Genomic DNA, 24,447 nt, shown 5'->3' on the forward strand with positions numbered 1-24,447 from the left:
ATGATCCGTCTCCGGCGTCCCGCAACCGCCGCCGCTCTCGCGCTCGCCGCCGTCACCACGGCGGTGCTCGGCTTCGCCGGGCCCGCCTCGGCGCACGTCTCCGTCAACCCGAAGGAGGCGACGCAGGGTTCCTACGGCCGCTTCGCCTTCCGGGTGCCGAACGAGAGCGACACCGCCTCCACCACCAAGGTCGAGGTGGTGCTGCCGGAGAACGCGCCGGTCGGCTCGGTCTCCACCATGCCGGTGCCCGGCTGGACGGTGGCGGTTCAGAAGCGCAAGGTGGACCCGCCGATCGAGGTGCACGGCAGCCAGCTCACCGAGGCGGTGTCGAAGCTGACCTGGACGGCCACCGGCGACGCGGCGGTGAAGCCCGGCCAGTTCCAGGAGTTCCCGGTCTCGATGGGCCCGCTGCCGCAGGTCGACCGGATGGCCTTCAAGACCTTGCAGACGTACTCCGACGGCAACGTCGCGCGGTGGATCGAGGAGCCGACGCCCGGCGCCGAGGAGCCGGAGAACCCGGCGCCGGTGCTCACCCTGGCCCCAGCTTCGGCCTCGGCCTCGGCCACGCCGGGAGCGGCGCCGGCCGGGCAGGCCGCGGCCGACGACGACGCTGACGACGAGGACACCGACGGGACGGCGACCGGGCTGGCCATCGCCGGTCTGGTGGCCGGGCTGGCCGGTCTGCTCCTCGGTGGACTGGCCTTCGCCCGGACCCGCCGGGAGGCGACGCCGAAGGCCTGATCCGCTCCGCCCGCCGGCGGAGTCGGAGTCGCTCCGGCGGGCCGGCGGCTGTCCGTCCCCACCGATATGCGCAGATCGTGGCGGTCTCGTCGGTAAGGTCTGCCGGGTACCCGGACACCGAAGGAGACGGAACGGATGCGGTTCGTGCGGTCGCTCGTCGGAATGCTGCTGTTGGTCGTCGGGATCCCCGCCCTGCTGGCGGGGGGTGGCCTCAGCCTGGTCGCCGGGCACGCGAGCACCGACGGCACCTTCAGCGCCCGGTTCGAGCCGGTGCGCAGCGCGGGCCGGGCGGTGGTGGTGCAGGACGTCGACGCACTGCTGCGCGCGGAGGCGCCGTTCACCCGGGTCGGCGGGACGAGGCTGCGGCTGACGGCGCGTACCGCCGACGGGCCGGCCTTCGTCGGGCTGGGGCCCGCCGACGAGGTCCGCCGCTGGCTCGCCCCGGTTCCGCACGGCACGGTCGACCGGATCGCGCTGGCCCGCGGGCCGTTGCCGGTCCGGTTGACCGACGCCGACGCCGCGCCCACCGCCGGGCCCGCCGGCGCGGTCCCGCCCGCCCCGCTCGACGCGCCCTTCTGGGTACGCGAGGGGATCGGCGCGGTCGAGTGGACCCCGGGTGAGCTGGCCGGCCGCCGGTTGATCCTGGTGGTGATGCGCCCCGACGGCGGCGCGGGCCTCGCCCTGGACCTGCGGGCCGAGGTGCGGTCGGACTGGTTCCGCCCGGTGGCCTGGGGCGCGCTGGCCGGCGGGCTCCTGCTGATCGTGCTGGCGGTGCTGGTGCTGCTGCGCCCGGTACGCCCGCGCGAGGTGGTCTTCGTGGTCGAGCCGGACCAGGTCCCGGTGCTCGCCGGTCGGTTGGGCGTCAGCTCGCTCAGCGGCCTCGGCGCGGCACCCGAGCCGGAGCCGCAGCTCGTGTCGATCGGGGCGCCCGAGCGGTCCCGGGCCGCCATCGGCGCGGTGCCGGCGCGCCGTCCGGCCACCCTCGCCGACCTGCCGCCGTGGCCGCCGGAGCGTCCCGAGGAGACGGCCGAACCGGTGCCCGGAAGCCCCCGGCCCGCCGGCGCGGACTGACCCGCCACGGCGAACGGCCCACCGCGCTGCCGACGCGGAGGGCCGTCCTCACCGGGGGATCGGTGCTACCCGACAGACGTCTGCGGTAGGTGTCGCCAGATTAGCGGCGAAAGTCGGCCACTGGAAGATCTGTCCATTTAGCGCAACTTATCCAGGGGTCAGCTCCGCTCGCCGGCGCACCGGGAGCGTCACCAGCAACAGCAGGGCCAGCAGCACGTAGGCGTTGCGCACCAGGAACTCCGCCGGGGTGTCGGTACGCGCCGGGGCCACGCCCCAGTCGAAGAAGGACACCACCCCGTAGATGATCACGAACGCCGTGCCGACCGCGAGCGCGAGCAGTCGACGGCGCCGCCGGCCCCCCGCCACGGTGTCCCGGTCCGCGCGCAGCGCCGCGTCCACCAGCACCACCACGGCCGGGATGAACCAGTAGATGTGGTGGGTCCAGGTGATCGGGCTGACCAGGCCGCCGACCAGCCCGGTGAGGGTCAGCCCGGCGAGTTCGTCACCGGCCCGGGCGGCGCGGGCCGCCCGCCACAGGCCGTACCCGGCGACGACCGCGACCAGGGCCAGCCAGAGCAGCTGGTTCGGTTTGGCCGGTGCGTCGATCCGGCTGAGCAGCCCGAACAGCGACTGGTTGCCGGTGTAGTCGGTGCGTCCGACCCGGTTGGTGGCCCACAGCTCGTGCGTCCAGAAGCGCCAGGAGTCCCGGGGCGCGAACGCCGCGGCCAGCAGCGTCGCCGCCGCCGCGGTGACGCTGGCCACCACCGCCGCCCGCCACCGCCGGCTCACCAGCAGGTAGGCGATGAAGATGCCCGGGAAGAGCTTGAGCGCCGTCGCCAGCCCCACGCCCACCCCGGCCCAGCGCCGCCTCCCGGGTACGGCGAAGAGCAGGTCGGCCAGGATCAGCACCACCAGCAGCATGTTGATCTGCCCGAAGGTGATCGTCTCCCGGGTGCTCTCCACCGCGAACACCAGCAGCACCGCCACGGTGAGGGTGAACGTCCGGGGCAGCCCGTGCCGTTCGATCACCGGGCGGACCAGCCAGCGGGTGGTCACGATCACGCCGATCGCGGTCAGGACGGTGAAGACGGCGATCGTCACGCCCAGCGGGAGCATCGCGAACGGCCGCAGCAGCAGCGCGCTGAACGGTGGATAGGTGAAGTACAGCTCGCCCTGGACCCGGTCCGGCTGCACGTAGTCGTAGAGCGGGTGCCCGGACGACCACCAGTCCATCGCCCGCATGTAGATCTTCAGGTCGAAGAAGTCGTGCACCATGCCGGGCAGGTAGAGGGCCGGCAGCACGGCGGCCAGCGCCAGCACCGTGACGACCCGACGGACCGTCCGGCCCCCCTGGTCGTCGGAGCTGACGGCGGGTGGCGCGACCGGTTCTGCTGGCACGGGGAAACCCTAGCGGTCCGGTCCGCCGCCGGTGCCGAGGCGCGACACCAGGGCTGCGGCTAGTCTGTCCCGGTGGCTGACCTTCTCGTCTGGATCGACTGTGAGATGACCGGGCTGGATCTCGCCGGCGACGCGCTGATCGAGGTCGCCGCGCTCGTCACCGATCCCGACCTCAACGTGCTGGGCGAGGGGGTCGACGTGGTCATCCACGCCGACGAGGCGGCCCTGGCGGCGATGCCGGAGATCGTGCGCACGATGCACGGCAAGTCCGGGCTGACCGAGGAGGTGCGGCGCTCCACCGTCACCCTGGCCGAGGCCGAGGACCTGGTGCTGGAGTACGTCACCAGCCACGTCAAGGACCCGCGTACCGCCCCGTTGTGCGGCAACTCGATCGCCACCGACCGGGGCTTCATCGCCCGGGACATGCCCCGCCTCGACGCCCACCTGCACTACCGCATGATCGACGTGTCCTCGATCAAGGAGCTGACCCGGCGCTGGTACCCCCGGGTGTACTTCGGCCAGCCGCAGAAGGGCCTCGCCCACCGGGCGCTGGCCGACATCCGGGAGAGCATCCGCGAGCTGGAGTACTACCGGCGGACGATCTTCGTACCCCTGCCCGGACCGGACGTGGAGACGGCCAAGGGGATCGCCGCCCAGCTGTAGACCGGGGCGTCGGCCCTTGCGGGCGTGCGGTGCGCAACCCGCTGGACGGGGGTGGCCGAGGTGTGGCTATTATTAGTCCGCACCGCCCGGGCGACCGGCGCGGAAGGCATGGTGGCTGTAGCTCAGTTGGCAGAGCACCGGGTTGTGGTCCCGGTTGTCGTGGGTTCAATTCCCATCAGTCACCCCAGACCCGAAGGCCCCCTCCTCGCGGAGGGGGCCTTCGTCGTGTCTGGGCCGCTCAGGGGGTGGGGTCCACGCTGGGAGCCTCGTCGCCGGGGGTGGCCTCCGGGCTCGGGGTGGCCTCCGGCTCCTCGTACGGCACGGCGCTGCCCTTGACGTAGTCGTCCCAGCTCATGTTCCAGTCGGTCCAGCCGTTGCCGTTCTGGAGCTTGCGCTCGGTGCCCTTGACTGTGATCGGGTCGCCGATGCGGGTGTTCTCGAAGAGCCACTTGCCGTCGGCCATCGAGACGTTCACGCAGCCGTGCGAGACGTTGACCCGGCCCTGCTTCCCCTCGGACCAGGGCGCGGCGTGGATGAACTCGCCGCCCCAGGTGAGTCGCTGGGCGTAGTCGATCTTCGTCCGGTACCCCTCCTCGGGGCCCAGCTCCTCCAGCGTGTCGAAGACCGTCTTGCGGAGCTTCTCGATCACCACCATGGTCCCGCTGGACGAGGGGGTGGTCTTCTTGCCGAGGCTGACCAGGACCGTCTTGACGACCTTGCCGTCCTTGGTGACGGTCATCCGCTTGGTCTTGTTGTCCACCTGCATCACCAGCGACGGGCCGATCTTGACATCGACGGTCAGGTCGGAGCGGCCGTACCAGCCGTCGCCCATCGGCAGCCCGCCGGCCTGCACCCGGTACGACACGGTGGTGCCCGACTGCCAGAACTCCTTCGGGCGGTAGCGGACCTCGGTGGGGCTAGACCAGTGCCAGATCCCCGCCTGCGCCGGCGTGGTGGTGACGGTCATCCGGCGCTGGACGTCGTCGCGGTAGTCCTCGGGGATGGCCCGGCCGAACCGGACGATCAGCGGCATACCCACCCCGACCACCTGGTTGTCGCCGAGGAAGCTGGTGATCCGTACCTGCTTGTCGGGCTTGGCCATCACGGTGAAGGCGCTGGTCGCGGTGGCCGGCTTGCCGTCGTCACCGGTCGCCGTGACGGTGGCGGTGTACTTCTCGCCGTACTCCAGGGCGCCCGCGGGGAGCCAGCTCTTGCCGTCGGCGGCCAGCTCGCCCTCGACGGCCTTGCCGCCGGCGTCCGTGAGCTCGACGCTGGTCTCCTTGGCGTCCTTCGTGGTGAAGGTGATGCCGGTGGAGGCCGGGACGTCGGTCGCGTCGGCCTTGGGTTCGGTGATGGTGGCCGCGGCCTTCGGGGCGCTCTCGCCGCTGCCCTGCCAGCTCGACGGCTTGTCGTCGCCGGAGCCCGTGCAGGCGGAGGTGAGCGCCAGCGTCGCGGCGAGGAGCCCCGCCGCGAGTGCGCGGCGCCGCCCGGCGCGCCGGGTCAGCCGGTGGTGGGTAGCTCGCATGATTCCCTCACAGTCGTGGTCCCCGATGCCCCATCCTCTCCCACTGACGCGAGAGAGCGCCGGTCGGTTGCCGGCCGTGAACAGAAACACGCCGATCGGGGAGTGCGAATATCGGCAAAATGTGGGGCTTTCGCGAGGGCTGCTCGGTTCCGCTGGCCCCCACGCACCAGTGAGCGGCGCGGGTCGGGCCGCTCCGGTCGGGCCGGCGTGACCGCCGACCCGACCGGGTGAGTGCTACAGCAGCGGGCCGGAGCCGCCGTCCGGCACGGGCAGGGCGCTGCCCTTGACGAACTCCGACCAGCTCAGGCTCCAGGCCGTCCAGCCGTTGCCGGGGGCGACGCGCCGCTCGGTGCCCTTGATGGTGATCGGGTCGCCGATCTTCGTCTGCTCGAAGAGCCAGCGGCCCATCGCCATCGAGACGTTGACGCAGCCGTGCGAGACGTTCTGCCTACCCTGCACCCCCTCGGACCAGGGCGCCGCGTGGATGTACTCGCCACCCCAGGTCAACCGCTGGGCGAAGTCGATGTCGGTGCGGTACCGGTTGTCCGGGTCGGGGTCGTCCATGGTGTCGAAGACCGTCTTCTCCTTCTTCTCCATCACCACGAGGGTGCCGCTGGAGGAGGGAGTGCTCTTCTTGCCCAGGCTGACCGGCAGGGTGCGGACCATCTCGCCGTCCTGGTACACGGTCATCTTCTTGGTGTTGTTGTCGACCTTCATCACGAAGGACCGGCCGATCTTGGCGGTCGCCGTACGGTCGACGTTGCCGTAGCGGCCGTTGCTCAGCGGCATGCCGGCCAGCGCGATCCGAACGTCGAGGGTGGTGCCCGGCTTCCAGTACTCCGGAGCCCGGTAGTAGGCCTGGGTGCCGTTGTAGACCCAGTGCCAGGCGCCCGGCTGCGGCGGGTCGGTCTTGACGAACATCCGCTTCTGCACCGCCGCCCGGTCCTTCTTCGGGATGCCCGGGTGGAACTCGACGACCACCGGCATGCCCACGCCGTACGTCTTGTCGTCGAAGAGGTAGAGGCCGGAGCTGATCATCGACTTCGGCTTGGCCATGGTGGTGAAGGTGCTGGTGCCCTGCCGGGGCTCGCCGCCGGTGCCGGTGCCGGTCACCGTGGCGGTGTACGCGGTGCCGTACTTCAGCGGGGCCGACGGCACCCAGGAGGAACCGTCCAGCCGCATCCTGCCCGCGACCTGCTTGCCGTCGGCGGAGGCGAGGGTGACCGAGGACACCGTGCCGCCGCCCGGCAGCTTCGCGCTGATCTCGGTGCTCACCGGCTTGTTCTTCGCCCCGTCGGCCGGGCTCACCGTCAGGCTCTGGGCCGGCGCGGAGGTCTCGGCCTCCTGCGAGGCCGCGGGTGCGCCCGTACCCGGAGCCGCGGCGCCGACGAACTCGGCGGCCTTCTTCTGGTCGTCTCCGCACCCGGTCAGTGCCAACGACGCCACCAGGGCCAGGGCACCCACCATCGCCCCGGCCCGCGTGAACCTGCCCATTCCCACCTCAGTTCTCGCGTGCCTGGCGACATGGTGCCGTATCGACGCCGCCGCGCTGGTCCCGTCAAGCGGTCGGACGAGCGATTTCGTGGCTTCTGCCCGTTAAGCTCGGCCGAACAGGTGAGCCGGGTATCGGATTGGAACCCGGCTCAGGGACCTGCTAATGTTCTCTCCGTTGCCAACGAGCGCCGCTAGCTCAACTGGCAGAGCAGCGGACTCTTAATCCGCGGGTTCGGGGTTCGAGTCCCTGGCGGCGCACCAACGATCAAGGCCCTGACCTGGTGGTTCACACTGGGTCGGGGCCTTTTTCGTGTACGTCGGTGGTGGGTGGTCGCTCGGTGGGTGCTCGGGAGCCGTTGGACCTGGCCCGGGCCGGTGGGACGCGGTGCGATGCCGGCGGACAGACCCATAGATCAAGTGGGTGCTCTGCTGCCGGTGCATCCTCCGGGTGCGGATGGGGGTTAGTTGTGCGGCGGATCATGCGTAGGTCGGTGCGGGCCATTCTTCTGGATGAGGAGGACCGTCTCGTGCTGATCAGGCGGATCAAGCCCGGCCAGGCGCCGTATTGGACGACGCCGGGCGGTGGCGTGGAGTCGACGGATGCCTCACTGGAGGCCGCGCTTCGCCGGGAGTTGTACGAAGAACTTGGTGCCGAGGCCGACCGGTTCGCCCAAGTATTCCTGTTCACCGCCCCCACTGGTGAGGGCGTAGCGGTCCAGCACTTCTTTGCCTGTCGGCTACTTCAGCTCAATGAGGACGCCCGTACGGGGCAGGAGTTCGTTGACCCGTCGCGTGGTGGCTATCAGCTTGACCGGTTGAGGATCGACGAGCTGCCTGCGGTGGATCTCAAGCCGGACGCGCTGAAAGAGTTCATCACCTCCAACGAGGAGTCTCTGCTCTCGGTATAGGGCAGTCTGGCCAGACCATTGCTGAGTCGAGTCTGAACTCATATCGGCTACGCCGGGTACGGGCCTGGCCGCCGCGTCGGGCGGGCCAGCCGACCGGCGCGCGGAGCTAGGGCGCGCTGGTCCAGTCACCGCCCCGGCCAAGTCATCGGGTGCCTTCGCCTCGACTCGGCCCGTCGGAGGACGAAAGATGGGTCTGCTCCGGAGACTGCGGTTGATCTCGTGCGGGACATCGTGAGGGCCCATCGTGGGTGTTCCGGATGCTGCTGCATGCGGCGACTCTGGGGTGGTGTCGTCGACTCGACGACCTTCGACTTGATGTGACGGCGCGGATGCGCTGTGCTGGCAAATGGTCGTCGTCCGGTCGGAGGTGATCGTGGCCGCGCAGGTGGATCCCGAGTGGTGGAGTTCCGGGCTTTGGAACGGCCGTCCGATCAGTGAGTTTCTGCAGCGACGCGACATCACTGCGGTCTTCCGCTTCCTTCACGCCCGGGGCGTGTCCTACGGCAGGATCGCAGCTCTTGTCGGCGTCTCGGCCAACCGCGCTACTGAGATCGCCAAGGGCGTCCGGCAGGTCACGGCCTACGACGTATTGGAACGGATCGCGGCCGGTCTGAACATTCCGCGTCCGGCTATGGGGCTCGGCCGCGACGAGGACAGCGTCGTGCCGCGTGACGCCAGTCGCGTGGCCGTGGAGGGTGGAGCGGATCGATCGACTGCCGGTGTGGGGGCCAGCGAGGTCGGAAGCCTGGTCAGACTCCGTCTGGGACTGGACGAGGCTCTGGCGGCGTCGAGTGTCGCTCCTCGGCAGCTTGAGCTGATCGAGCAAGCTGCTGGCGAGCACCTGAGGGTCTATCCCTCAGCTTCGCCGCAGATCATGCTGTCGCTGCTGGCCGCCGACTGCCGAGAGATTCAGGTGCTGTCGCTTCGGCGCCAGCCGGCGGCGGTCCAGGCCCGGTTGTCCGGGGTGGCGGCGCTGCTGGCGACGATGTGCGCCGACGCGTTGATGAGGCTCGGGGATGTGGCCGAGGCTCGGCGGTGGTACGGCACGGCGATCCACGCGGCGGACGACAGCGGGGAGGCTCGTTTCAGGGTGCTCGTGCGGGCCCAGGCGGCGATGTTGCCGTACTACTTCGGGGATCCCGCCCAGACCGTCGCACTGGCTGATGCGGCTCTGGCGGTCACGTCGATCGCGTCGTCGTCGGGTGCCCTGGCGGCTGCGGGCCGGGCGCGTGCCCTGGCCAGAATCGGCGCCGCCGAGCAGGCGCGGTCGGCCGTCGATCAGGCGCGCCGGTTGTTCGATCAGGCCGGCGACGAGGATACCGACGTGGCGTTCAGGTTTCCGGCGAAGCGGCTGTTGTTCTACCTCTCCGGCGCGTACACCTGGCTCGGTGACACGGGTGAGGCGTACCGGGTCCAGGACGAGGCGTTGCGGCTTTACGGCGCGGTTCCGGCCGTACCGATCGACGTGGCGCTCATCGCCCTGGACCGGTCGATATGTCTTGCGCGGGACCGGCGGGCGACCGAGGCGGCGGTGACCGCGCGTGATGCTGTCGCGGACCTGCCCGAGGCGCAGCGGACGGAGATCATCCTGACCCGGGCGACCGACGTGGCCAGGGCGATCCCTGAAGAGAGCCGGCGCGGTCAGGTCGCCACCTTGACGGACTACGTACAGGCCTGCCGCGAGCGCGCCCGTAGTCTTGGGACCACAGCCGCACTCGGTCCCTAGGAGCCCCATGTTCGTCGAGGCGCGCACCCGGCCGGTGCTCGCCGAGGTATGTCGTCTCCTCGGCTACCCCGACTCGAACGCGACCCTGCTGCGGCACCACACCAACGCCGTCTACGCAGTCGGTGACGTGGTCGTCAAGATCGCACCCGGCGACCAGGACCTGGATCGGGTGCGCGCGATGGTAGCCGTGGTCGACTGGCTGGTGGACCAAGGGTTCCCCACGGTGGGCCTTCACCCAGGACTGGCCCAGCCGTCGGCGGTGGGCGGGCACGCCGTCACGGTCTGGCAGCGTCTGGACCCGGCACACGACCATCCCATCACCGTCTCCGAGCTCGGAAGCCTTCTCCGGGACCTGCACGCCTTGCCCGCTCCGCCGGTGCCATTGCCCGTACTGCGGCCGATCCACGGCATCGAGCGATCCGTGACCCGTTCGGAAATCCTGAACGGCAAGGAACAGGATCTGCTGATGAGCCGGCTCGAGACGCTGGCTGCCGGCTGGGAAGCGATGCGCTTTCCCCGCGGCACGAGCCTGATCCAGTCCGATCCGCAGATCCGCAACGCGCTCCGGCGCTTCGACGGCACGCCCGTACTCGCCGACTGGGACGGTGCCGCCCTCGGACCCCGCGAGTGGGACATCGCCACGGTCGCTGTCCACTGCCGCCGATTCGACCCGCCCGGCCCGGGAGCCTTCGCCGATTTCACCGCCGCCTACGGCTGGGATGTCACCTCCTGGTCCCAGTTCGAGGAGCTGTGCCAGCTACGCGAGCTGCAGATGATCGCTACCAACGCCCGAAAGTCCCGCCCCGGGACCGAGGCCGCCGACGAAGTGCATCGCCGGATTGCCGGCCTCGCTGACGACGGGGCGGACCTGCGCCGGTGGCGGATTCTCTGAAGCGAGCCTTCTAGGGTACGGGCGCCGCCCGTCCCCTAGGCGTCAGCCCAGTTCAGACACGGTGAGGTGCACCGTGGCCCACCACCGTGCGTCTATCTCCGCCCCGTCATTCCAGCGATCGTGAACGCCAGAACACGTCGGCGGGCCGGTCCAGGTTCACCTCGACTCCATGGCACGCCGACGGGCCAGCGGCACCCACACGCCAGGGAGATCCAGATGGACGTGCCATTGGGCGGCAGGTCGGAAGGCGACCCGACGCACCGGCAAGTGCTCACGCCCGGCACCCCGTCGGCCGCACGGGTGACTCCCCGCTCGCGTACCGCCATCGAGGCTGCGAGGGCTGGTGACCGGCGGTCCGCTCCCTGCCGCTGGCCGACGGCGGTGGGCTCGCCGGCGCGCCGGCAAGCCCACCGCGCACCGACCCCAGCGCCGGTCCGGGGTCGGCCATGACCGTGTATGTCTCGCGGTACGCCGCGACCGGTGAACTGCCCCGGGACCTCACGGATCGCGCTCAACCGGTGGAACGGCCGGTGGCCGATCTGCCGCTGCTGACGCACGCCTGGCGAATCGTGTTCGAGCAGCAGGCGCGGAAGCGCGACCGCCGATGAGCGGCAACGGAGCAAGCCCGGCGGAGCTGGGCCGGGCGGTACCGACGGAGCATCTGCCGCTGCGTCCGCTCTGGCTGTGCCGCCGCTGCGGGCAGCCCTGGCCCTGCGGACGGGCGCGGCTCGCACTGCTGGCCGAATACCGCGACAACCGGGTCGGCCTCTTCGTCTACCTGGCCGGCCTGCTCTATGAGGCCATCGACGACCTGCACCAGCTCCACCCGAGCACCACCGGCGACGTCACGGACCTGTTCGACCGGTTCCTCGGCTGGCCCGCCCGACACCACGGCGGGGCCGGATCCACCACGCCGCGCTGAGCTGGCCCTCCCGCCCTTTCACCGCTCTCTTCTTCTGCCGCTACCGCAGGGGCGGCGACGCACGCCCATGCCCAACCCCTGTTCGTCACGGAGGTGTTCCATGCGTGACCTGCTCCCGTCCGTCCACGACCGGCTGCTGTACGCCTGCGCGCACGCCACCGGCTGCATCCCGCCCCGTCGCGAGCCGTTGGCGGCGGTGCCGTTGGAGGACCCGAACGCCCTACGCGCCGCCCTCAGCTTGACAATGAGGGAGGAGCGGACAGTGGTGGTGACCGGAACCCTGGACCGCAGGCTGGTCCTCATCCAACAGCCGTCAGGACCATGGACAGCCGCCGACCTTTCCGGGCAGCCGCACGGCAGCCGGGCATGGCCCGCGTGGACCGCCGGCCACCTGACGGTGATCGACCCGGACAGTTGGCTGTCCACCGCGCAACTCACTCCAGAGGGCCAGCGACGGCTGCTGCGGCCGAGGCTGCTGTTGGCGTCGCTGTACCACCCGGAGCACTTCCCGCTTCCCCGGTTTCCGCTGGCGATCTCCGACCTGGCCCGAGCGGCCCGGTCGACCCTGCTCGGGCAGGTCGAACTGATGGATATGCAGCTCGGTTTCGGACTGGACGACATCGTCGATCGGGTCCGCGACGGGGTGGAGGTGCTGGGCGTGTCGGTGACCTTCGGCCAGCATGACCTCGCCGTCCGCCTGTTGGACGCAGTCACGGCCCTCGACCGGCCGCCCCTGGTGGTCGCCGGCGGCTCGCTGACCGTCCGCAACGAGCAGATCCTGCTGGATCGCTATCCGAACCTGCTCATCTGCAGGGGGGCGGGAGAGCCCACGATGGCCGACGTGCTGGCCCACTGGCATGGAGACCTGGACGTCGGGCAGATCCGCGGCATTGGTTTCCGGGGCACCAAGCGGTCGCGTACCGTGCTGCCGATCAACCTTTCCCGCCGGACCGCGACCGTGGCGAACCGGTCGCAGACCGACATGTGGCCGGAACTGGATCTGCTTGACCGCACCTTCGCGCACCGTGGGGTCGCCCAACTCGAGTCGTCGAGGGGCTGCACAAACTACTGCTCGTTCTGCCCCCGCGGGCACAAGGGGCAATGGGCGGGGGCGCGTCCCGACGCGTTGCCCTGGCTCCTGCGTCAGATGGGGGCGGTGTTTGACCGGCACCCGGATCTAAACAGGACGATCTACCTGGTCGACGAGGAGTTCATCGGACGCGGCGATGACGCTGTCACCCGCGCCCTGCAGGTCGCGGACACCCTCGCCCAGACGGGCTTCACCTGGGAGACGAGTTGCCGGGTCGACCAGGTCGTCCGTCCCGACCGGGACCGAGCCTGGCACCTCGACCGCGGTCACCTCTGGCGGGGCCTGGTCGAGCGGAAGCTGCGGCGCTGCCTGTTCGGCGTGGAGTCGGGGGTGACCTCGATCCTGGACCGCTTCAACAAGGAGACCACCGGCGAGCAGAACGCCCTGGCCATCCGCACCCTTACCGCATTGGGCGTGCCGCCGCGATTCACCTACATCACCTTCGACCAGTTGATGACCGCAGCCGAGCTACGTCAGACGTACGCCTTCCAGGGCCGCACCGACCTGTTGCTGCAACCGCAACCCCAGCTGAGCGTCGCCGAAATCATCGATGGGGTCCACGACGAGCGGTGGGTCGCCGCCCACACCGCAGGACGTCCCTTTTACACCGGCATCAGCTATCTGCTCGTCGGCATGGAATGCCTGATCGGTGCCGCCTACACCCGCCGTGCTGAAGCGGCCGGACTCACCGGGCGGGCCGACCCGTCGATGGGAAGGGTCGAGGCCCGCTACGCGGACTGGCGCATCGGGGTCCTCGCCCGCCGCTCCCAGCTGTGGATCGACCGGAACTTCGCGCTGGACTACACCCTCAAGTCGTTGGAGAAGATCCTCACCGGCCGGCCGTACGCCATGGTCCGTAACCTGCGTCGGCTGCTGAAGGACGCCGCCTACCGATTGTTCGGCACGATGCTCGACGAACTCTCCCGCACCGATCCGAGCGCAACGGACGACGGTGATCTCGACGCGCGATGCCAGGACGCGGCCGACGCTCTCCTGATCCAGCTGCGCAGTGACCTGGCACCGGTCGTCGCTACGGTCACCGCGGCCCTGCCGGCCGACCGCCGTGACATCCTCCGGCAAGAACACCGAAGATGGGCCGCCGCCCACGGCTGGCAGTTGATCAACGCGGCGGACCCGTGCGGCACCTGAACGGACCCGACCCCATGAGCCTCCTGCCGCGACGCCATCTCGTCGGTCTTAACGCCGACGTCTCCGTCATCGGAGCCGGCTGCTGGACCATCGGCGGCCGTGCGACCAACCGAGGCACCCCGATCGGCTGGGACGGCGTCGACCCCGACGCAGCCTTCGCCGGACTCGTACGCGCCCTCGAACGGGGCGTCACGCTCTACGACACCGCCGACGTCTACGGCCTCGGCCACTCCGAACGCCTCCTCGGCCGGCTTCTCCGCCTCGCCCCACGGCAGAGCCTGACCATCTCCAGCAAGGTCGGCTACTTCGCTGGCACCGCCCGTCACGCCTACCACCCTGCGCAGATGCGCGCGCAACTCGCCACCACCCTGGACAACCTCGGCACCGACCACCTCGACATCTACCTCCTCCACAGCAGTGACTTCGGCCCCGACGACCGGTACCTGCCCGACGCGGTCGACCTCATGCACACCTGGCGCGACCAGGGGGTCATTCGCGCGGTCGGCATGCGGGCGCCACACCGGTTCGCCGAGGAATGGGCCACTGCGGACGGACCGGAGGCGGCCGAGACACGCCGCTGGCTGTACCTGTTCGACCAGGCACGCCCCGACGTGCTCACCGCCCGCTACAACCTGCTCAGCCAGCCGTACGGCGACCACGAGACCGACATCTTCCGCTTCGCCCATCGCAACGGCGTCGGGGTTCTGATCAAGCAGGTCTTCGGGAAGGGCCTTCTGCTCCAGACCGGATCCGGCCCCGACCAGCGGCAGTACAGCGCCGCCGACCACCGCAGCACCGACCCGGCCTTCACGCCGGACCACCGAGGCCAAGTCCACGCCCGACTCGCGCCCCTGCGCGACCGGTACGGCCACAGCACCAGCGCCATGGTCCACCTCTGCGTGCAGTACGCCCTGCACCACGCACCCGACGCCGCGATCCTCGCCGGCTTTCGCAACGCCAGCCAGATCGACGCCATCATCGCGGCACTCGACCATCCTCTCCAAACCGACGACATCACGCAGATCCGCGCCGTGCTCCACGCCAGCCCGTACACCGACTGATAGGAACAACACCGTGCGCTACATCGAGGTTGAGAAGAAGTACCGCCTGGCCGATGCCGAGGTTCTCAAGGCCAGGCTCGCCGAACTCGGCGCGAAACCCGCCGAGCCCACCCGGCAGGTCGACGCCTACTACAACGCCCCGCACCGCGACTTCCTCGCCTCCGACGTGATCTCCGACTGGCTGCGTCTCCGTACGGAAGACCACGGAGCGTCGATCAACTTCAAGCGCTGGCACCCGGTTGACGCCGTGGTCAAGACCCACGCCGACGAGTACGAAACCTCCGTCGGTGACGCCGAGACCATCCGCCTCCTGCTGGAATCCCTCGACTTCCAGCCCCTGGTGACGGTCGACAAGACCCGCCAGGCATGGACCCTGCCGGACGTCGAGATCGTCCTCGACCACGTCGTGGACGCCGGCGACTTCGTCGAGTTCGAGTTCAAGGGCGACGCCGTGGACGTGAGCGACGCCACCCAACGCCTGGACGCGTTCATCGTCGCCCTCGGCATCGAGCTCGGCGAGCAAATCAACAAGGGGTACCCGCACATGCTTCTCGGCCGCGACCACTGATCCTTACTGCTTCGACACGTGTCCGCGGCGTACTCACCGCGCTCGAACAGGTTGGAAAGACATGCGTACGACCACCGTGGGCGACGTGACGGTCCTTCTGCCTGACCTCGACCCGGAAGACCTCGACCAGGTCACCGGCCTACCCGACGATCGCCGACGTCCGGGCCGTGCTGGCCATTCTCAGCGAACTCGACCAGGAAATCCTCCGGCTGATCGGCTGGGAGGAGTTGACGGTGTCCGAGGCGGCCCAGGTTCTTGGCTGCACTCGGGCGACCGCGGCGGTGCGCCTGCATCGCGCCCGTCGCCGCCTCGCTGAGGCGATGTCGGACCGGCCCGCTCAGTCCCGGCGTCGCCCCGTGTTGGCGACCACTCGAGAGGAACTGTGATGTTCGGAGCAGAGCGCACCCGTACCCTCCTCGGCCCGGTCGACCCGGCCCGGCCCGCCGCCGTCGCACCGCCGCTGGTCTCGGCGCACGAACTGATCAACCGCGCCGGCACCACCGAGATGGTCGCCGGGCGTCGTCGCGTGAGCCGGACCCGCCGGCTGGTTCTGACGGCGGGGATGCTGGCGGTCGCGGCCGGTGCCGTGGCCGTTCTCCAGCCGTTCGACAGGCCCTCACCGGACGTTCCGGACGGGCCCGGGAGCACAGCGGGATCGGTGCTCGTGCCGGTCTCGTACCAGTTCGATACGGACCCACCAGACGCCGGCCCGCATCTGCGCGCGCTGGCCGGCAAGATCAAGGACGCGGAGTACGACCACCTCGGCGGGCGCTACATGTACCACCACACGAAGGTGTGGGGCGATCCGGTGATGACCTCTGCCGACGGCCGTCACCACGTCGCCTTCGCCGACGAGACGAAGGTCTGGCAGGCCGCCGACGGGACCGGCAGCCAGATCAACACACAGTTGGAGCCGCAGTACCCCGACCAGGAGTCCCGCGACTACTGGCAACGCAACCTGGACTCGCGTCCGGCAGTTGACGGCGCGGCGGCTCCGGCCATGATCCCGCTGCCGCCCATGGAGTTCACGCCACCGTCGGCCGACCCGTCGCGGCTGCGCGAACTGCTCAGGGTCGAGTACGGGCCGGGCGCCGCGAGCAAGGAAGTCAGCACTATCTACGCGCAGTTCGTCATACCGCGTGCGGCCCGAGCGGAGATCCTGCGGGTCCTCGCCGACGTGCCCGGCTTCCGCTGGCGGGGGCAGGTGACGGATCGCGCCGGTCGGGACGGGGTCGCCGTCACCTTCGACGACCGCGAACACGACGCGCAGTCTCTCCTGATCTTCGACCCGAAGACGGGTGAGCTGCTCGCCCACGAGCGACTGACGCTGTCGCCCGTGCGGATCGGCGCGTACCAGGTGATCCTCGATGCCGCCTGGACTGATCGAATGGGTTGAACGCCGAACTCCGGGGCCGCTCCTTCCGGGAGCGGCCCCGCCGCAATCTCGGGTGCCAGAGCTGTGGCTGGACAGGCCGCGCGCGTTGTTACTTCAAGTAACCATCGTGTCGAGGCGTGGCGCATCATCGCCGAGTCGGGACGGGCTTGTCGCGCGCCTCTGAAGATCAGCGCCGCAGTGCGGCGCCGACCTTAGAGATCAACTATTAGCGGTCTGATTTGACCCTACCGCGCTTTCTGTCCTCGGATCTTCGGCTGATTCACTGAACAGTGATCTCCAAAATCGGCCCCAAAACCCGGTTTGGGTATGTGGGTGCTCGCACGGCCCGTCGACGCCTCGCCCAACGGCCCACGGCGAACGCTGTCTCCGGTCAGGGCGGTCCAGGCTACCGATCTCCCGGCCGGAACATCGACCACTCTCTGTTGCGGGCTGTGGGAAACAGGATGTTGGACCGGCGGTGCGCGGAGGGATCATCGGAGAATGGGTGACCAGGGTGCCACGCGGCGGTTGTCCCCGCGGCGGTGGCGGATCCTGTCGTACCTGGCGCAGCACGGTTCCGCGTCGACGCTGGACGTGGCGCTTGTCTGCGCGGTGTCGCGGCTGACGGCCCACCGGGACCTGGTGTGGCTGCACGAGGCGGGACTGGTGAACCGCGAGCGTTCGCCGGAGGACCGGACCCATACCTGGTGGTACGAGGCCACGGCCGAAGGGACGGAGGTGCTCCGGCGTGCCTTGACGGCGTCGGGGCGGCCGGTTCCGTTGCGGTTGGGTCAGCGGTCCTCCGGTCGGGCGGATGCTCTGCTGTTCCTGCCGTTGGTCGAGGTGTCGCGGCGCGACCCGGGGCGGTGCGAGCTGTTCCAGTGGCTGGCGACGATGGAGACCTCGTCGTGGTTGCGGCAGCACGACCTGGCGCAGCTGCGGGCCGACGGCTACGGCGTCTGGCTGCAGGATGGGCGGTGCCTGCGGTTCCTGGTACACGTCGATCGTGGCCCGATCGGCGACGTTGTCGCCGAGCACGAGCGGCCGGCGTCAGGGCTGGGTGGATTGTTGGCCGGCTACCGGCGTGCGGACCGGCTGGTGCCGGTCGGGGCGGTTCTGCTGGTCGCCCAGGACGCCGAGCGGGAGGAACGACTGCGGGCCGACCTGCTCCGCGAGCCGCTGCCGAACGTTGTCGCCACGACCACGCAGCAGTTGTTGTATCGCCACTGGCCGGACGAGCAGGTATGGCAGGTGCCGGGGAACATCGGCAGGTGTCGCCTCATCGAGGTCGGATCGTGACCGCACGACGTCACGATTCTCGGGCCGCCGCCAACGCCAGCGGCATGGTGCGGGATCTCGCCAGCGGCGGTCCCGAGTGGCAGACAGCCGTCAAGCGCGGCGGCCGCGACGGCTTGGAGCTCGCTCTACCGCGCCTGCATGAGCCAGCTCTCGATGACTGTGAAGTCTTGCTCGGTCAGCCCGCGACGTGGGTCGACTCGATGTAGCAGTGCCGGGCGGTGGTGATGAGTCGATACCCACTGCTGATCGGCGTGGGAGATCTCGTCGTCGAAGGGGCGTCCCTGTGCCCACTGGATCAGCCCACGGGTCTTCCAGTGCAGGACGCCAACGTCGTCGGCGTCGGGCCAGTCCACGACGGGCAGGGTCGGTAGCCCGAGCAGCGGCGCGAGCACGTCGTTCGCCTCGCTCATCCAGGTCGTCGCCCACACCAGATCACATGGCAGGGCCTCCAGCCGGCGGCCGTGTTCCGGATCGACCTTGTGCAGCAGGGGATGGGCATCGGCCGGTAGGACCGGTGCCTCGCGGCGGCCCTGCGACATGCCCGGCCCAGCCGCCTTGGGTGTGCCGAACGGGATGAGGGTGCCCTCCACGTCGAGGAACAGCAACGGACGTGTCGCAGGGGCGGACATGACCCGAGAGGCTAGCCCCCACCTTCGCCACCAACCACCTCCGCGCGCTTACCCCAAGTCCATTCGTCTCGCTACTGCTCCCGCATACGTGCGCCGCTGGGGTGGCGACCACAGCAGGGTAGGCGCCGGGATGTATCTAACCGGCCCTTCCCGCTCCGGCGGCGCTGTGGTGACCCGACCACGCCACCAGCACCACATCCCACACCCTCAACCAAGGAGTTCTCGTGCTTTCGCCGACACCCTTAACTACGGCCGCAGGCATTGGCAGTGACGACTTCCGGCTTGATCCCCGTTCGGGGGTCGGGCTTGGGGGCAGCGTTGACGTCAGTCTTCAGCCGGACCCCCGAACAGACCCCCGGTTTCCTCTCACAACGCAGGTCAGCCCGTCTGTCAGCGCTGGAACCTTGTCCTGCGACAGACCCTGCCTGGTCTCGGGTCTCTCCCCTGGGGCGGGCATTCCGTACCGGAAAGGAGGTGGTAGCCGGTGGATGATCCGGTCCTTCGGGTCCAATCCCAGCTGACCGGCCGTGACCGCGTGCTGCTGGGCTGGTTGTACGACCACGGCGTGTTGACGTCGTTCCAGATCGCGAGCGCCCTGTTCCCGTCGTTGGACTTCTGCCAGCGGCGGCTGCGGACCCTGTACCGGCTGCGGCTGGTGGCCCGGTTCCGGCCACAGCGTGCCGACGGCGGCTCGTACCCGTACCACTACGTCATCGACCAACTCGGCGCCGAGGTCGTCGCGGCCAGCCGGGACGAACGCCCACCGCGGCGGGACCACGCCCGGGTGGAGCGGCGGCGCTGGACCTCGACCCGCAGCCTCGCGCACCGGCTCGGGGTGAACGGTTTCTTCACCGACCTGGCCGGGCACGCCCGCACCCATCCGGGCACTGGCCTGCTGGAGTGGTTGCCCGAGGTGGCGTGCCAGCGCGCCGGGACGTTCACCAGCCGGCAGGATCCCGGGTTGGTGCGGGCGTATCAGCCGCGGGTGCGCCCGGATGGTTACGGCCGGTGGGTCGACGGCGGTGCCGAGGTGCCGTTCTTCGTCGAGTACGACACCGGCGCCGAGCAGTTGTCGATCCTGGCCGGCAAGGTGGACGGCTACCGGGAGTTGTTCGCGACGATCGGGCGGGCGTGGCCGGTGCTGTTCTGGCTGCACTCGGCCGCTCGGGAGCGCAACCTGCGCCGTGTGCTGGCCGACGTGCCGCTGATGGTGCCGGTTGCCACCGGGGCCCGCGACCACGCCGCGATGGCGGGCCTTGGCCCGGCTGGGGCGGTGTGGGCCGTGGCCGGCGGGGAAGGGCAGCGGCTGCGGCTGGCGGATCTGGCCCGGCATGCCGTTGACGTCTCCAGCCGGGCGGGTGAGGCCGCGTGATCGGCGACGGCAAGACGGCGGTGGACAGTACCTCCGCTGCGGATCGGACAGCAACGGCCGGCGTCTGTCACGCATCTGTCGTGAGCGGCTCGGCCGGTGCTGGCAGATCCGTGAGAGCACCGGACGTCCGGTCCCACAGCGGCCGGACCACGTCCCGGTCCGGCGCGTCCGCGGAGGGCGGTCCGCAGCCGGTGTCTGGTCGGCGTCCCGACTGTTGTCCAACGCGGGGTCGGTCCGCCACCCGGTCCGGCCTCCAGCGGGTGACGGACGAACCGTTGCCCCGGCCCGCGTCAGGGAGGTGATCGGCCACGACGACACCGATCCCTGACCCGGACACCAGTCCGCGCGGCAGCCGCGTCGAGGGCGGCGTTCAGGTCGTCATCATGCTGGCCATCGGCGGCGCAGCGGGGGCGGCCAGCTTCACCCACGTGCACAACGTGGCCGCCGCGCACGGCCAACCCGGCTGGTTGGCCTGGGCCGACGCGATCGTTCTGGAGCTGATGTCCATCGCCTCCGGCCTGGAACTCCGCCGCCGCAAACGCGCCCACACCTCCACCGTGTTCCCGGCCACCGTGTTGGCCTGCGCCGTCACCCTGTCCCTGGCGGCACAGGTCGTCGAGGCCGAACCCTCGGTCATCGGCTGGGTCGCCGCTGCCGTACCCGCGCTCGGGTTCCTCGTCATGGTCAAGATCGCCCTCGGTCGAACCAGCACCGCCACGCCCGCCACCGCCGAGACGGTTGGGGACTGTCGACCGGATGAGGCAGGGCGGACCGTTCCGGCTGGTGGACCGGACGAGGCGACCGGGTCCGCTGTCACGGCGGGAGACCGGTCCAGCACCCGGACCGTCCGCTCACCGGACGCTCGCCGCCGACACGGCGGACCGGACCGGCACCGGCGAGTGGACCGGGGACCGTCCGCGCAGCCATCCGGCGACGTGGCCGAGCTGCTGCCTGCGGCACGCAAGGTCCGGGACCGACTCGCCGCGGACGGACAGGCACTGACCCGCGCGGCACTCGCCGAAGCCCTCCGCGCAGCCGGTCACACCGTGTCCAACACCCGAGTATCCGAACTCCTCAAGACCCTCAAGGCCGAGTCGCCTGCACCACCCGAGCTGATCGTGAGTCCGGTCATGCCGACCAACCCGACGCCACCGCCTTTGTCACCGGAGCGGCGCGACGGTGGCGGAGCAGCCACCCCTGCGCCGGTCGACCCCGGCGGGATCACCTCGCTCGAACAGCACAGCCATCCCTCTCACGGCCAGGAGAAACCTGACTATGTACGGCCCCACGAATCCCGTTGACCAAACCATCCGTACCACGACCGACAGCACCACCACCCCGCCCCCGCCCACCGTCGAGGAGGTGTGGACCGTCGAGCGCATTCGTGCCCTGGGCGTCACCACCACCCTCGCCACCACCGCCTCGGTGCTCGGGATCAGCCGATCCCAGGCGTACCGGCTCGCCGCCACCGACCAGTTCCCCATACCGCTGATCCGGGCCGGTAGCCGCATCATCGTCCCAGTCGCCGGCCTCCTCCAGCTCCTGCTGGTCGAGGACCCTGCTCCGACCGATGACGACCGACGACTTGATGCCGACGCGAAGGTGAGCGTGGATGCGACGACCCCGCCACCAGCGGATTCCGCCCGGCACCGCTGGCGGCACCATACGAAGCATCCAGGAGACGATGAGTGAAGGGCTCCACCTTCAAACGCTGCGGCTGCCGCGACACCACCACGGGCCGGCGACTGGGACGCTCCTGTCCCCAGCTGCGCCGGCCCGGCGGCGGCTGGTCCCGCACCCACGGCCAGTGGCACTGGCAGATCGAAGTGCCCTCCCGCGCCGACGGCACCCGCCGCCCACTCCGCCACGGCCCCTACGCCACCCAGGCCGACGCCGACGCCGTCCTGGACGGCATCCGGGGCGCGCTCGCCGTCCCCGACCCCACCGACCCGCACACCACCGTCAAGACCGGCGACCTCATCGAAACCGCCGTCAAGACCGGCGCGCCCATCCCCACCCCGGACCAGGTCCGGCGGGCGCTGCACCTGGACATCACCCCCACCGAACTGCCCACGATGCAGGCGTACCTGACCGACTGGCTCGCCGGACGCAAAAACATCAAGACAGGCACCCTGCGCTCCTACGAAGGTCACATCCGGCTGTACCTCATCCCGCACCTCGGCCACCTACGCATCGACCGACTCCGCCCCGGCCACATCGACGCCATGTACGACGCCATCACTGAACGCAACACCACCATCGCCACCCTGCGCGCCAGCCGCGACCCCGAGAAGCGCGACCAGGTCAAAAACCAGCGAATCGTCAGCCCCAGAACCCTGCACGTCATCCACGCCACCCTGCGCAAGGCCCTCAACGACGCCATGCGCCGCCACCGCTACATCGACACCAACCCCGCCCTCATGGTCGAACTACCGACAGCCCGACCACCCAAGCCCACCGTCTGGACCGACCAGCGCATCAAGACGTGGCGCGACACCGGCAAGACCCCCAGCCCCGTCATGATCTGGACCCCCGAACACACCGGCAGATTCCTCGACCACACCGACGACGCCGGCGACCGGCTCTACGCCCTTTACCACCTCATCACCTTCACCGGCCTGCGCCGAGGCGAAGCATGCGGCCTGCACTGGGGCGACCTCGACCTCGACGCCGCCACCCTCACCGTCCGCTGGCAACTCGTCCAGCACGGCTGGGCCACCGCCATCGACACCCCCAAGACCACCGACAGCGAGGCCGCGGTCGCTCTCGACACCGAGACCGTCGCCGTCCTACGTGCGCACCGTGCCCGGCAACACCGCGAACGCCTCGCCGCTGGCGCTGCCTGGACAAAGACCGGACTTGTCTTCACCACCCTCACCGGCGGGCGGCAACACCCCGCCGACGTCACCGACCACTTCCACCACCTCGCCGCCCAAGCCGGACTACCACCCATCCGACTTCACGACCTCCGCCACGGTGCCGCCACCATGGGACTCGCCGCCGGCGTCCAGATGAAGGTCATCTCCAGTCGGCTGCGCCACTCCAGCCCACACTTCACCGCCAAGTTCTACGGCGACGTCCTACCCGAGCTATCTCATGCCGCGGCAGAAGCAACCGCATCGGTCGTCCCGCGACGGCGTGGCTCGACAAGGCCGGCATAGACCCGGAGGCTGCCACCCGTCGTCGGCAGCGGCGGCCAGCGCGCACCCCCTGGCCGGCCGCCGCCGCGTTGACGAGTGACCTCATGGAGGCAATCAGGACCCGTACGGCGGCATCCCTGGCGACCGGCCCTGGCAGGGACGGCGGTCGCAGTGGGCATCAGAAGGCCAATTATTGGTACGCCAGCAACCAGCAACCAGCAACCTCACCAACGAGCGATCGTGCAGCCAGGGCTTGCCATCACGTCCACCGCGCCGGCCGTTCGCGCCCTGGTCTTGCCCTTGATGGTTGCTGGGCGTGCCTCAATGACGCGACGTAGCCACGCCACCGCTCACCGCGAACGGTGGCCCCACAGCGGCAAGTGTCATAAAGGATGCGTCCGCGCCCTCGGCGTCGACCTTGCTCACCATCTGCGGTGGTCGCGGTGGCGGCGCGGCCAACGAGCGTGGCCGACGAGCCAAGTAGACACGCGCTAATCTCGAACTTTCGGCCACGGTCCTGAACGGTGGCTGCCGCCACTGGCCGATCTTGTCCCAGGTGACCTACTGAGCGTATTCGGGCCTGCCGTGCTGTTCTGATCATCGATATTCTCGGCTGGTGGCTGAAGGCGCGCGCGCAGAACAGGCAGAGTCCGAGGAACCGATCGCGGTCAACCTCCCACCCTGGTCGCCGTCAGAGACCTTGTTCCATCCCTGGTTTGCTAGGCGGCCGCAGGCGTACGCGGTCGCGGCCGTTGCCTTCACCTTGACACCTGATGGAGCGGCGGATGGAGTCCTTCGAGCGGCAGTTGAACGTCAGGACACTGACGTGCTCCGTGATCTGCTCTCCGATACGACCGTTGGTGATTGGCCACGGCCCAAGGTCGTAGATCTGTGTGCTGGGGTCGGAACTCTAGCTGCCGCAGCCTCAACACTCGGCTGCGACGCCACTGCGGTCGAGCTGCACTCAGTGCCACATCTGCTTTGTCGGCTGCTCTTTGAGTACTCGGTAACTGCGCGCCAAGCCTCAGTTCCAGGGACCGCGGGCAGCCCGTATTATTCACGTCGGCCAGTAGCGGTGAATGACGATACCGATCATCGCGGTCATGCCTGGCAGGGGCTCGCGACCGAGCTATCGGACGCCGTCGATGGCATACTTGACTCTATAGGGGCGCAACTGGGGTGGGCGTTTGACGACGATCTCGCCGTTACGATTTGGGCAAGATGCTCTCCATGCAGTGCCTGCGGTATGGTCATCCCGCTCGTCAGTGAGCATCCACTGGCCAAGCCACGTCGCACAGAAGGTCAGGCGGCCCAAGCGTTGCGAATCGGGGCCAGCGCAGAGGGCCTAACCGTCGCTCTATTTGCTGGCGATGATAGCGCCGAAAGCACGCCGGTAGTCCGGCAAGGCATGATGAGTTGTCCGC

Annotated in this window: 22 protein-coding genes and 2 tRNA genes; 20 read left to right on the forward strand and 4 right to left on the reverse strand. The window is 69.7% G+C overall.

Annotated features, from left to right (window positions below):
• Positions 1–741, forward strand: coding sequence for a YcnI family protein (locus KBX37_RS06440; RefSeq protein ID WP_210774999.1), 741 nt, complete (start codon positions 1–3; stop codon positions 739–741).
• Positions 742–876: 135 nt separating this feature from the next.
• Positions 877–1,812, forward strand: coding sequence for a hypothetical protein (locus tag KBX37_RS35900; RefSeq protein ID WP_210775000.1), 936 nt, complete (start codon positions 877–879; stop codon positions 1,810–1,812).
• 147 nt (positions 1,813–1,959) lie between these two features.
• Here the strand turns inward: KBX37_RS35900 and KBX37_RS06450 are convergent, their stop codons facing one another.
• Positions 1,960–3,210, reverse strand: a complete 1,251-nt coding sequence (locus tag KBX37_RS06450; protein WP_210775001.1) for a glycosyltransferase family 87 protein — start codon at positions 3,208–3,210, stop codon at positions 1,960–1,962.
• Positions 3,211–3,282: 72 nt separating this feature from the next.
• Here KBX37_RS06450 and orn point away from each other — a divergent pair, with 72 nt between their 5' ends.
• Together orn and KBX37_RS06460 are read left to right on the forward strand one after the other, a co-directional pair.
• Positions 3,283–3,873 carry an oligoribonuclease gene (gene orn, locus KBX37_RS06455; RefSeq protein WP_210775002.1) on the forward strand — a complete coding sequence of 197 codons (591 nt, stop codon included), beginning with the start codon at positions 3,283–3,285 and terminating at the stop codon, positions 3,871–3,873.
• 111 nt (positions 3,874–3,984) lie between these two features.
• Positions 3,985–4,060 (forward strand) — tRNA-His (locus KBX37_RS06460).
• A gap of 51 nt (positions 4,061–4,111) precedes the next feature.
• On the opposite strand, the gene KBX37_RS06465 is transcribed toward KBX37_RS06460, so the two are convergent.
• Together KBX37_RS06465 and KBX37_RS06470 are read right to left on the reverse strand one after the other, a co-directional pair.
• On the reverse strand, positions 4,112–5,398 hold the full coding sequence (locus KBX37_RS06465; protein ID WP_210775003.1) for an Ig-like domain-containing protein: 1,287 nt from the start codon (positions 5,396–5,398) through the stop codon (positions 4,112–4,114).
• 234 nt (positions 5,399–5,632) lie between these two features.
• Positions 5,633–6,892, reverse strand: coding sequence for an Ig-like domain-containing protein (locus KBX37_RS06470; RefSeq protein WP_210775004.1), 1,260 nt, complete (start codon positions 6,890–6,892; stop codon positions 5,633–5,635).
• Positions 6,893–7,077: 185 nt separating this feature from the next.
• Here KBX37_RS06470 and KBX37_RS06475 point away from each other — a divergent pair.
• The 12 genes from KBX37_RS06475 (at position 7,078) to KBX37_RS06530 (ending at position 17,882) form a co-directional block, all read left to right on the forward strand.
• Positions 7,078–7,153, forward strand: a tRNA-Lys gene (locus KBX37_RS06475).
• Positions 7,154–7,383: 230 nt separating this feature from the next.
• The gene (locus KBX37_RS06480; protein ID WP_210775005.1) at positions 7,384–7,800 is read left to right on the forward strand and encodes an NUDIX domain-containing protein; all 417 of its coding nucleotides are present in this window, start codon (positions 7,384–7,386) and stop codon (positions 7,798–7,800) included.
• Positions 7,801–8,146: 346 nt separating this feature from the next.
• On the forward strand, positions 8,147–9,526 hold the full coding sequence (locus KBX37_RS06485) for a hypothetical protein (RefSeq protein ID WP_210775006.1): 1,380 nt from the start codon (positions 8,147–8,149) through the stop codon (positions 9,524–9,526).
• A gap of 7 nt (positions 9,527–9,533) precedes the next feature.
• Positions 9,534–10,418, forward strand: a complete 885-nt coding sequence (locus KBX37_RS06490; protein WP_210775007.1) for a phosphotransferase — start codon at positions 9,534–9,536, stop codon at positions 10,416–10,418.
• Between the two features lie 446 nt (positions 10,419–10,864).
• A complete protein-coding gene (gene amcA / locus KBX37_RS06495; RefSeq protein ID WP_210775008.1) occupies positions 10,865–11,026 on the forward strand; it encodes a multiple cyclophane-containing RiPP AmcA in 162 nt (53 codons plus the stop codon).
• Entirely contained in the window at positions 11,023–11,340 is a 318-nt protein-coding gene (locus KBX37_RS06500) for a hypothetical protein (protein ID WP_210775009.1), read from the forward strand. Before amcA ends, KBX37_RS06500 begins: the two co-directional genes overlap by 4 nt.
• A 100-nt stretch (positions 11,341–11,440) precedes the next feature.
• Positions 11,441–13,579, forward strand: a complete 2,139-nt coding sequence (locus tag KBX37_RS06505) for a radical SAM protein (RefSeq protein WP_247657157.1) — start codon at positions 11,441–11,443, stop codon at positions 13,577–13,579.
• Between the two features lie 14 nt (positions 13,580–13,593).
• Positions 13,594–14,640 (forward strand): aldo/keto reductase, encoded by a 1,047-nt coding sequence (locus KBX37_RS06510; RefSeq protein WP_210775010.1) that lies wholly within the window; start codon positions 13,594–13,596, stop codon positions 14,638–14,640.
• 13 nt (positions 14,641–14,653) lie between these two features.
• A complete protein-coding gene (gene cyaB, locus KBX37_RS06515; protein ID WP_210775011.1) occupies positions 14,654–15,208 on the forward strand; it encodes a class IV adenylate cyclase in 555 nt (184 codons plus the stop codon).
• 167 nt (positions 15,209–15,375) lie between these two features.
• Positions 15,376–15,594, forward strand: a complete 219-nt coding sequence (locus tag KBX37_RS06520) for a sigma factor-like helix-turn-helix DNA-binding protein (protein ID WP_374103676.1) — start codon at positions 15,376–15,378, stop codon at positions 15,592–15,594.
• The gene (locus KBX37_RS06525; RefSeq protein ID WP_210775012.1) at positions 15,594–16,604 is read left to right on the forward strand and encodes a CU044_5270 family protein; all 1,011 of its coding nucleotides are present in this window, start codon (positions 15,594–15,596) and stop codon (positions 16,602–16,604) included. The genes KBX37_RS06520 and KBX37_RS06525 overlap by 1 nt, the downstream gene beginning before the upstream one ends.
• A gap of 480 nt (positions 16,605–17,084) precedes the next feature.
• On the forward strand, positions 17,085–17,882 hold the full coding sequence (locus tag KBX37_RS06530; protein ID WP_210775013.1) for a DeoR family transcriptional regulator: 798 nt from the start codon (positions 17,085–17,087) through the stop codon (positions 17,880–17,882).
• Positions 17,883–18,007: 125 nt separating this feature from the next.
• Here KBX37_RS06530 and KBX37_RS06535 read toward each other — a convergent pair whose 3' ends face one another.
• On the reverse strand, positions 18,008–18,511 hold the full coding sequence (locus KBX37_RS06535) for a hypothetical protein (RefSeq protein WP_210775014.1): 504 nt from the start codon (positions 18,509–18,511) through the stop codon (positions 18,008–18,010).
• Between the two features lie 484 nt (positions 18,512–18,995).
• Here KBX37_RS06535 and KBX37_RS06540 point away from each other — a divergent pair, with 484 nt between their 5' ends.
• From KBX37_RS06540 to KBX37_RS06555, 4 genes are all read left to right on the forward strand, one after another.
• Positions 18,996–19,883, forward strand: a complete 888-nt coding sequence (locus KBX37_RS06540) for a replication-relaxation family protein (RefSeq protein ID WP_210775015.1) — start codon at positions 18,996–18,998, stop codon at positions 19,881–19,883.
• Between the two features lie 383 nt (positions 19,884–20,266).
• Complete coding sequence (locus KBX37_RS06545; protein ID WP_210775016.1) at positions 20,267–21,184, forward strand: DUF2637 domain-containing protein; 918 nt, start codon at positions 20,267–20,269, stop codon at positions 21,182–21,184.
• Positions 21,159–21,575, forward strand: a complete 417-nt coding sequence (locus KBX37_RS06550) for a hypothetical protein (RefSeq protein WP_210775017.1) — start codon at positions 21,159–21,161, stop codon at positions 21,573–21,575. The genes KBX37_RS06545 and KBX37_RS06550 overlap by 26 nt, the downstream gene beginning before the upstream one ends.
• Positions 21,572–23,044: a tyrosine-type recombinase/integrase gene (locus tag KBX37_RS06555; protein ID WP_210775018.1), complete on the forward strand. Its 1,473-nt coding sequence runs from the start codon at positions 21,572–21,574 to the stop codon at positions 23,042–23,044. The genes KBX37_RS06550 and KBX37_RS06555 overlap by 4 nt, the downstream gene beginning before the upstream one ends.
• The last annotated feature ends 1,403 nt before the right edge of the window (positions 23,045–24,447 follow it).

The organism is Micromonospora sp. U56, from assembly GCF_018070095.1.
In the GTDB taxonomy this organism is placed as follows: Bacteria; Actinomycetota; Actinomycetes; order Mycobacteriales; family Micromonosporaceae; genus Micromonospora; species Micromonospora purpureochromogenes.

What these genes read in the sequence shown, in the direction of transcription:
- KBX37_RS06440 (WP_210774999.1), top strand. Translation starts at nt 1, where the DNA reads ATGATCCGTCTCCGGCGTCCCGCAACCGCCGCCGCTCTCGCGCTCGCC.
- KBX37_RS35900 (WP_210775000.1), top strand. Translation starts at nt 877, where the DNA reads ATGCGGTTCGTGCGGTCGCTCGTCGGAATGCTGCTGTTGGTCGTCGGG.
- KBX37_RS06465 (WP_210775003.1), bottom strand. Translation starts at nt 5,398, where the DNA reads ATGCGAGCTACCCACCACCGGCTGACCCGGCGCGCCGGGCGGCGCCGC.
- KBX37_RS06470 (WP_210775004.1), bottom strand. Translation starts at nt 6,892, where the DNA reads ATGGGCAGGTTCACGCGGGCCGGGGCGATGGTGGGTGCCCTGGCCCTG.
- KBX37_RS06485 (WP_210775006.1), top strand. Translation starts at nt 8,147, where the DNA reads ATGGTCGTCGTCCGGTCGGAGGTGATCGTGGCCGCGCAGGTGGATCCC.
- KBX37_RS06490 (WP_210775007.1), top strand. Translation starts at nt 9,534, where the DNA reads ATGTTCGTCGAGGCGCGCACCCGGCCGGTGCTCGCCGAGGTATGTCGT.
- amcA (WP_210775008.1), top strand. Translation starts at nt 10,865, where the DNA reads ATGACCGTGTATGTCTCGCGGTACGCCGCGACCGGTGAACTGCCCCGG.
- KBX37_RS06500 (WP_210775009.1), top strand. Translation starts at nt 11,023, where the DNA reads ATGAGCGGCAACGGAGCAAGCCCGGCGGAGCTGGGCCGGGCGGTACCG.
- KBX37_RS06505 (WP_247657157.1), top strand. Translation starts at nt 11,441, where the DNA reads ATGCGTGACCTGCTCCCGTCCGTCCACGACCGGCTGCTGTACGCCTGC.
- KBX37_RS06510 (WP_210775010.1), top strand. Translation starts at nt 13,594, where the DNA reads ATGAGCCTCCTGCCGCGACGCCATCTCGTCGGTCTTAACGCCGACGTC.
- KBX37_RS06525 (WP_210775012.1), top strand. Translation starts at nt 15,594, where the DNA reads ATGTTCGGAGCAGAGCGCACCCGTACCCTCCTCGGCCCGGTCGACCCG.
- KBX37_RS06530 (WP_210775013.1), top strand. Translation starts at nt 17,085, where the DNA reads ATGGGTGACCAGGGTGCCACGCGGCGGTTGTCCCCGCGGCGGTGGCGG.
- KBX37_RS06535 (WP_210775014.1), bottom strand. Translation starts at nt 18,511, where the DNA reads ATGTCCGCCCCTGCGACACGTCCGTTGCTGTTCCTCGACGTGGAGGGC.
- KBX37_RS06545 (WP_210775016.1), top strand. Translation starts at nt 20,267, where the DNA reads ATGCTGGCCATCGGCGGCGCAGCGGGGGCGGCCAGCTTCACCCACGTG.
- KBX37_RS06550 (WP_210775017.1), top strand. Translation starts at nt 21,159, where the DNA reads ATGTACGGCCCCACGAATCCCGTTGACCAAACCATCCGTACCACGACC.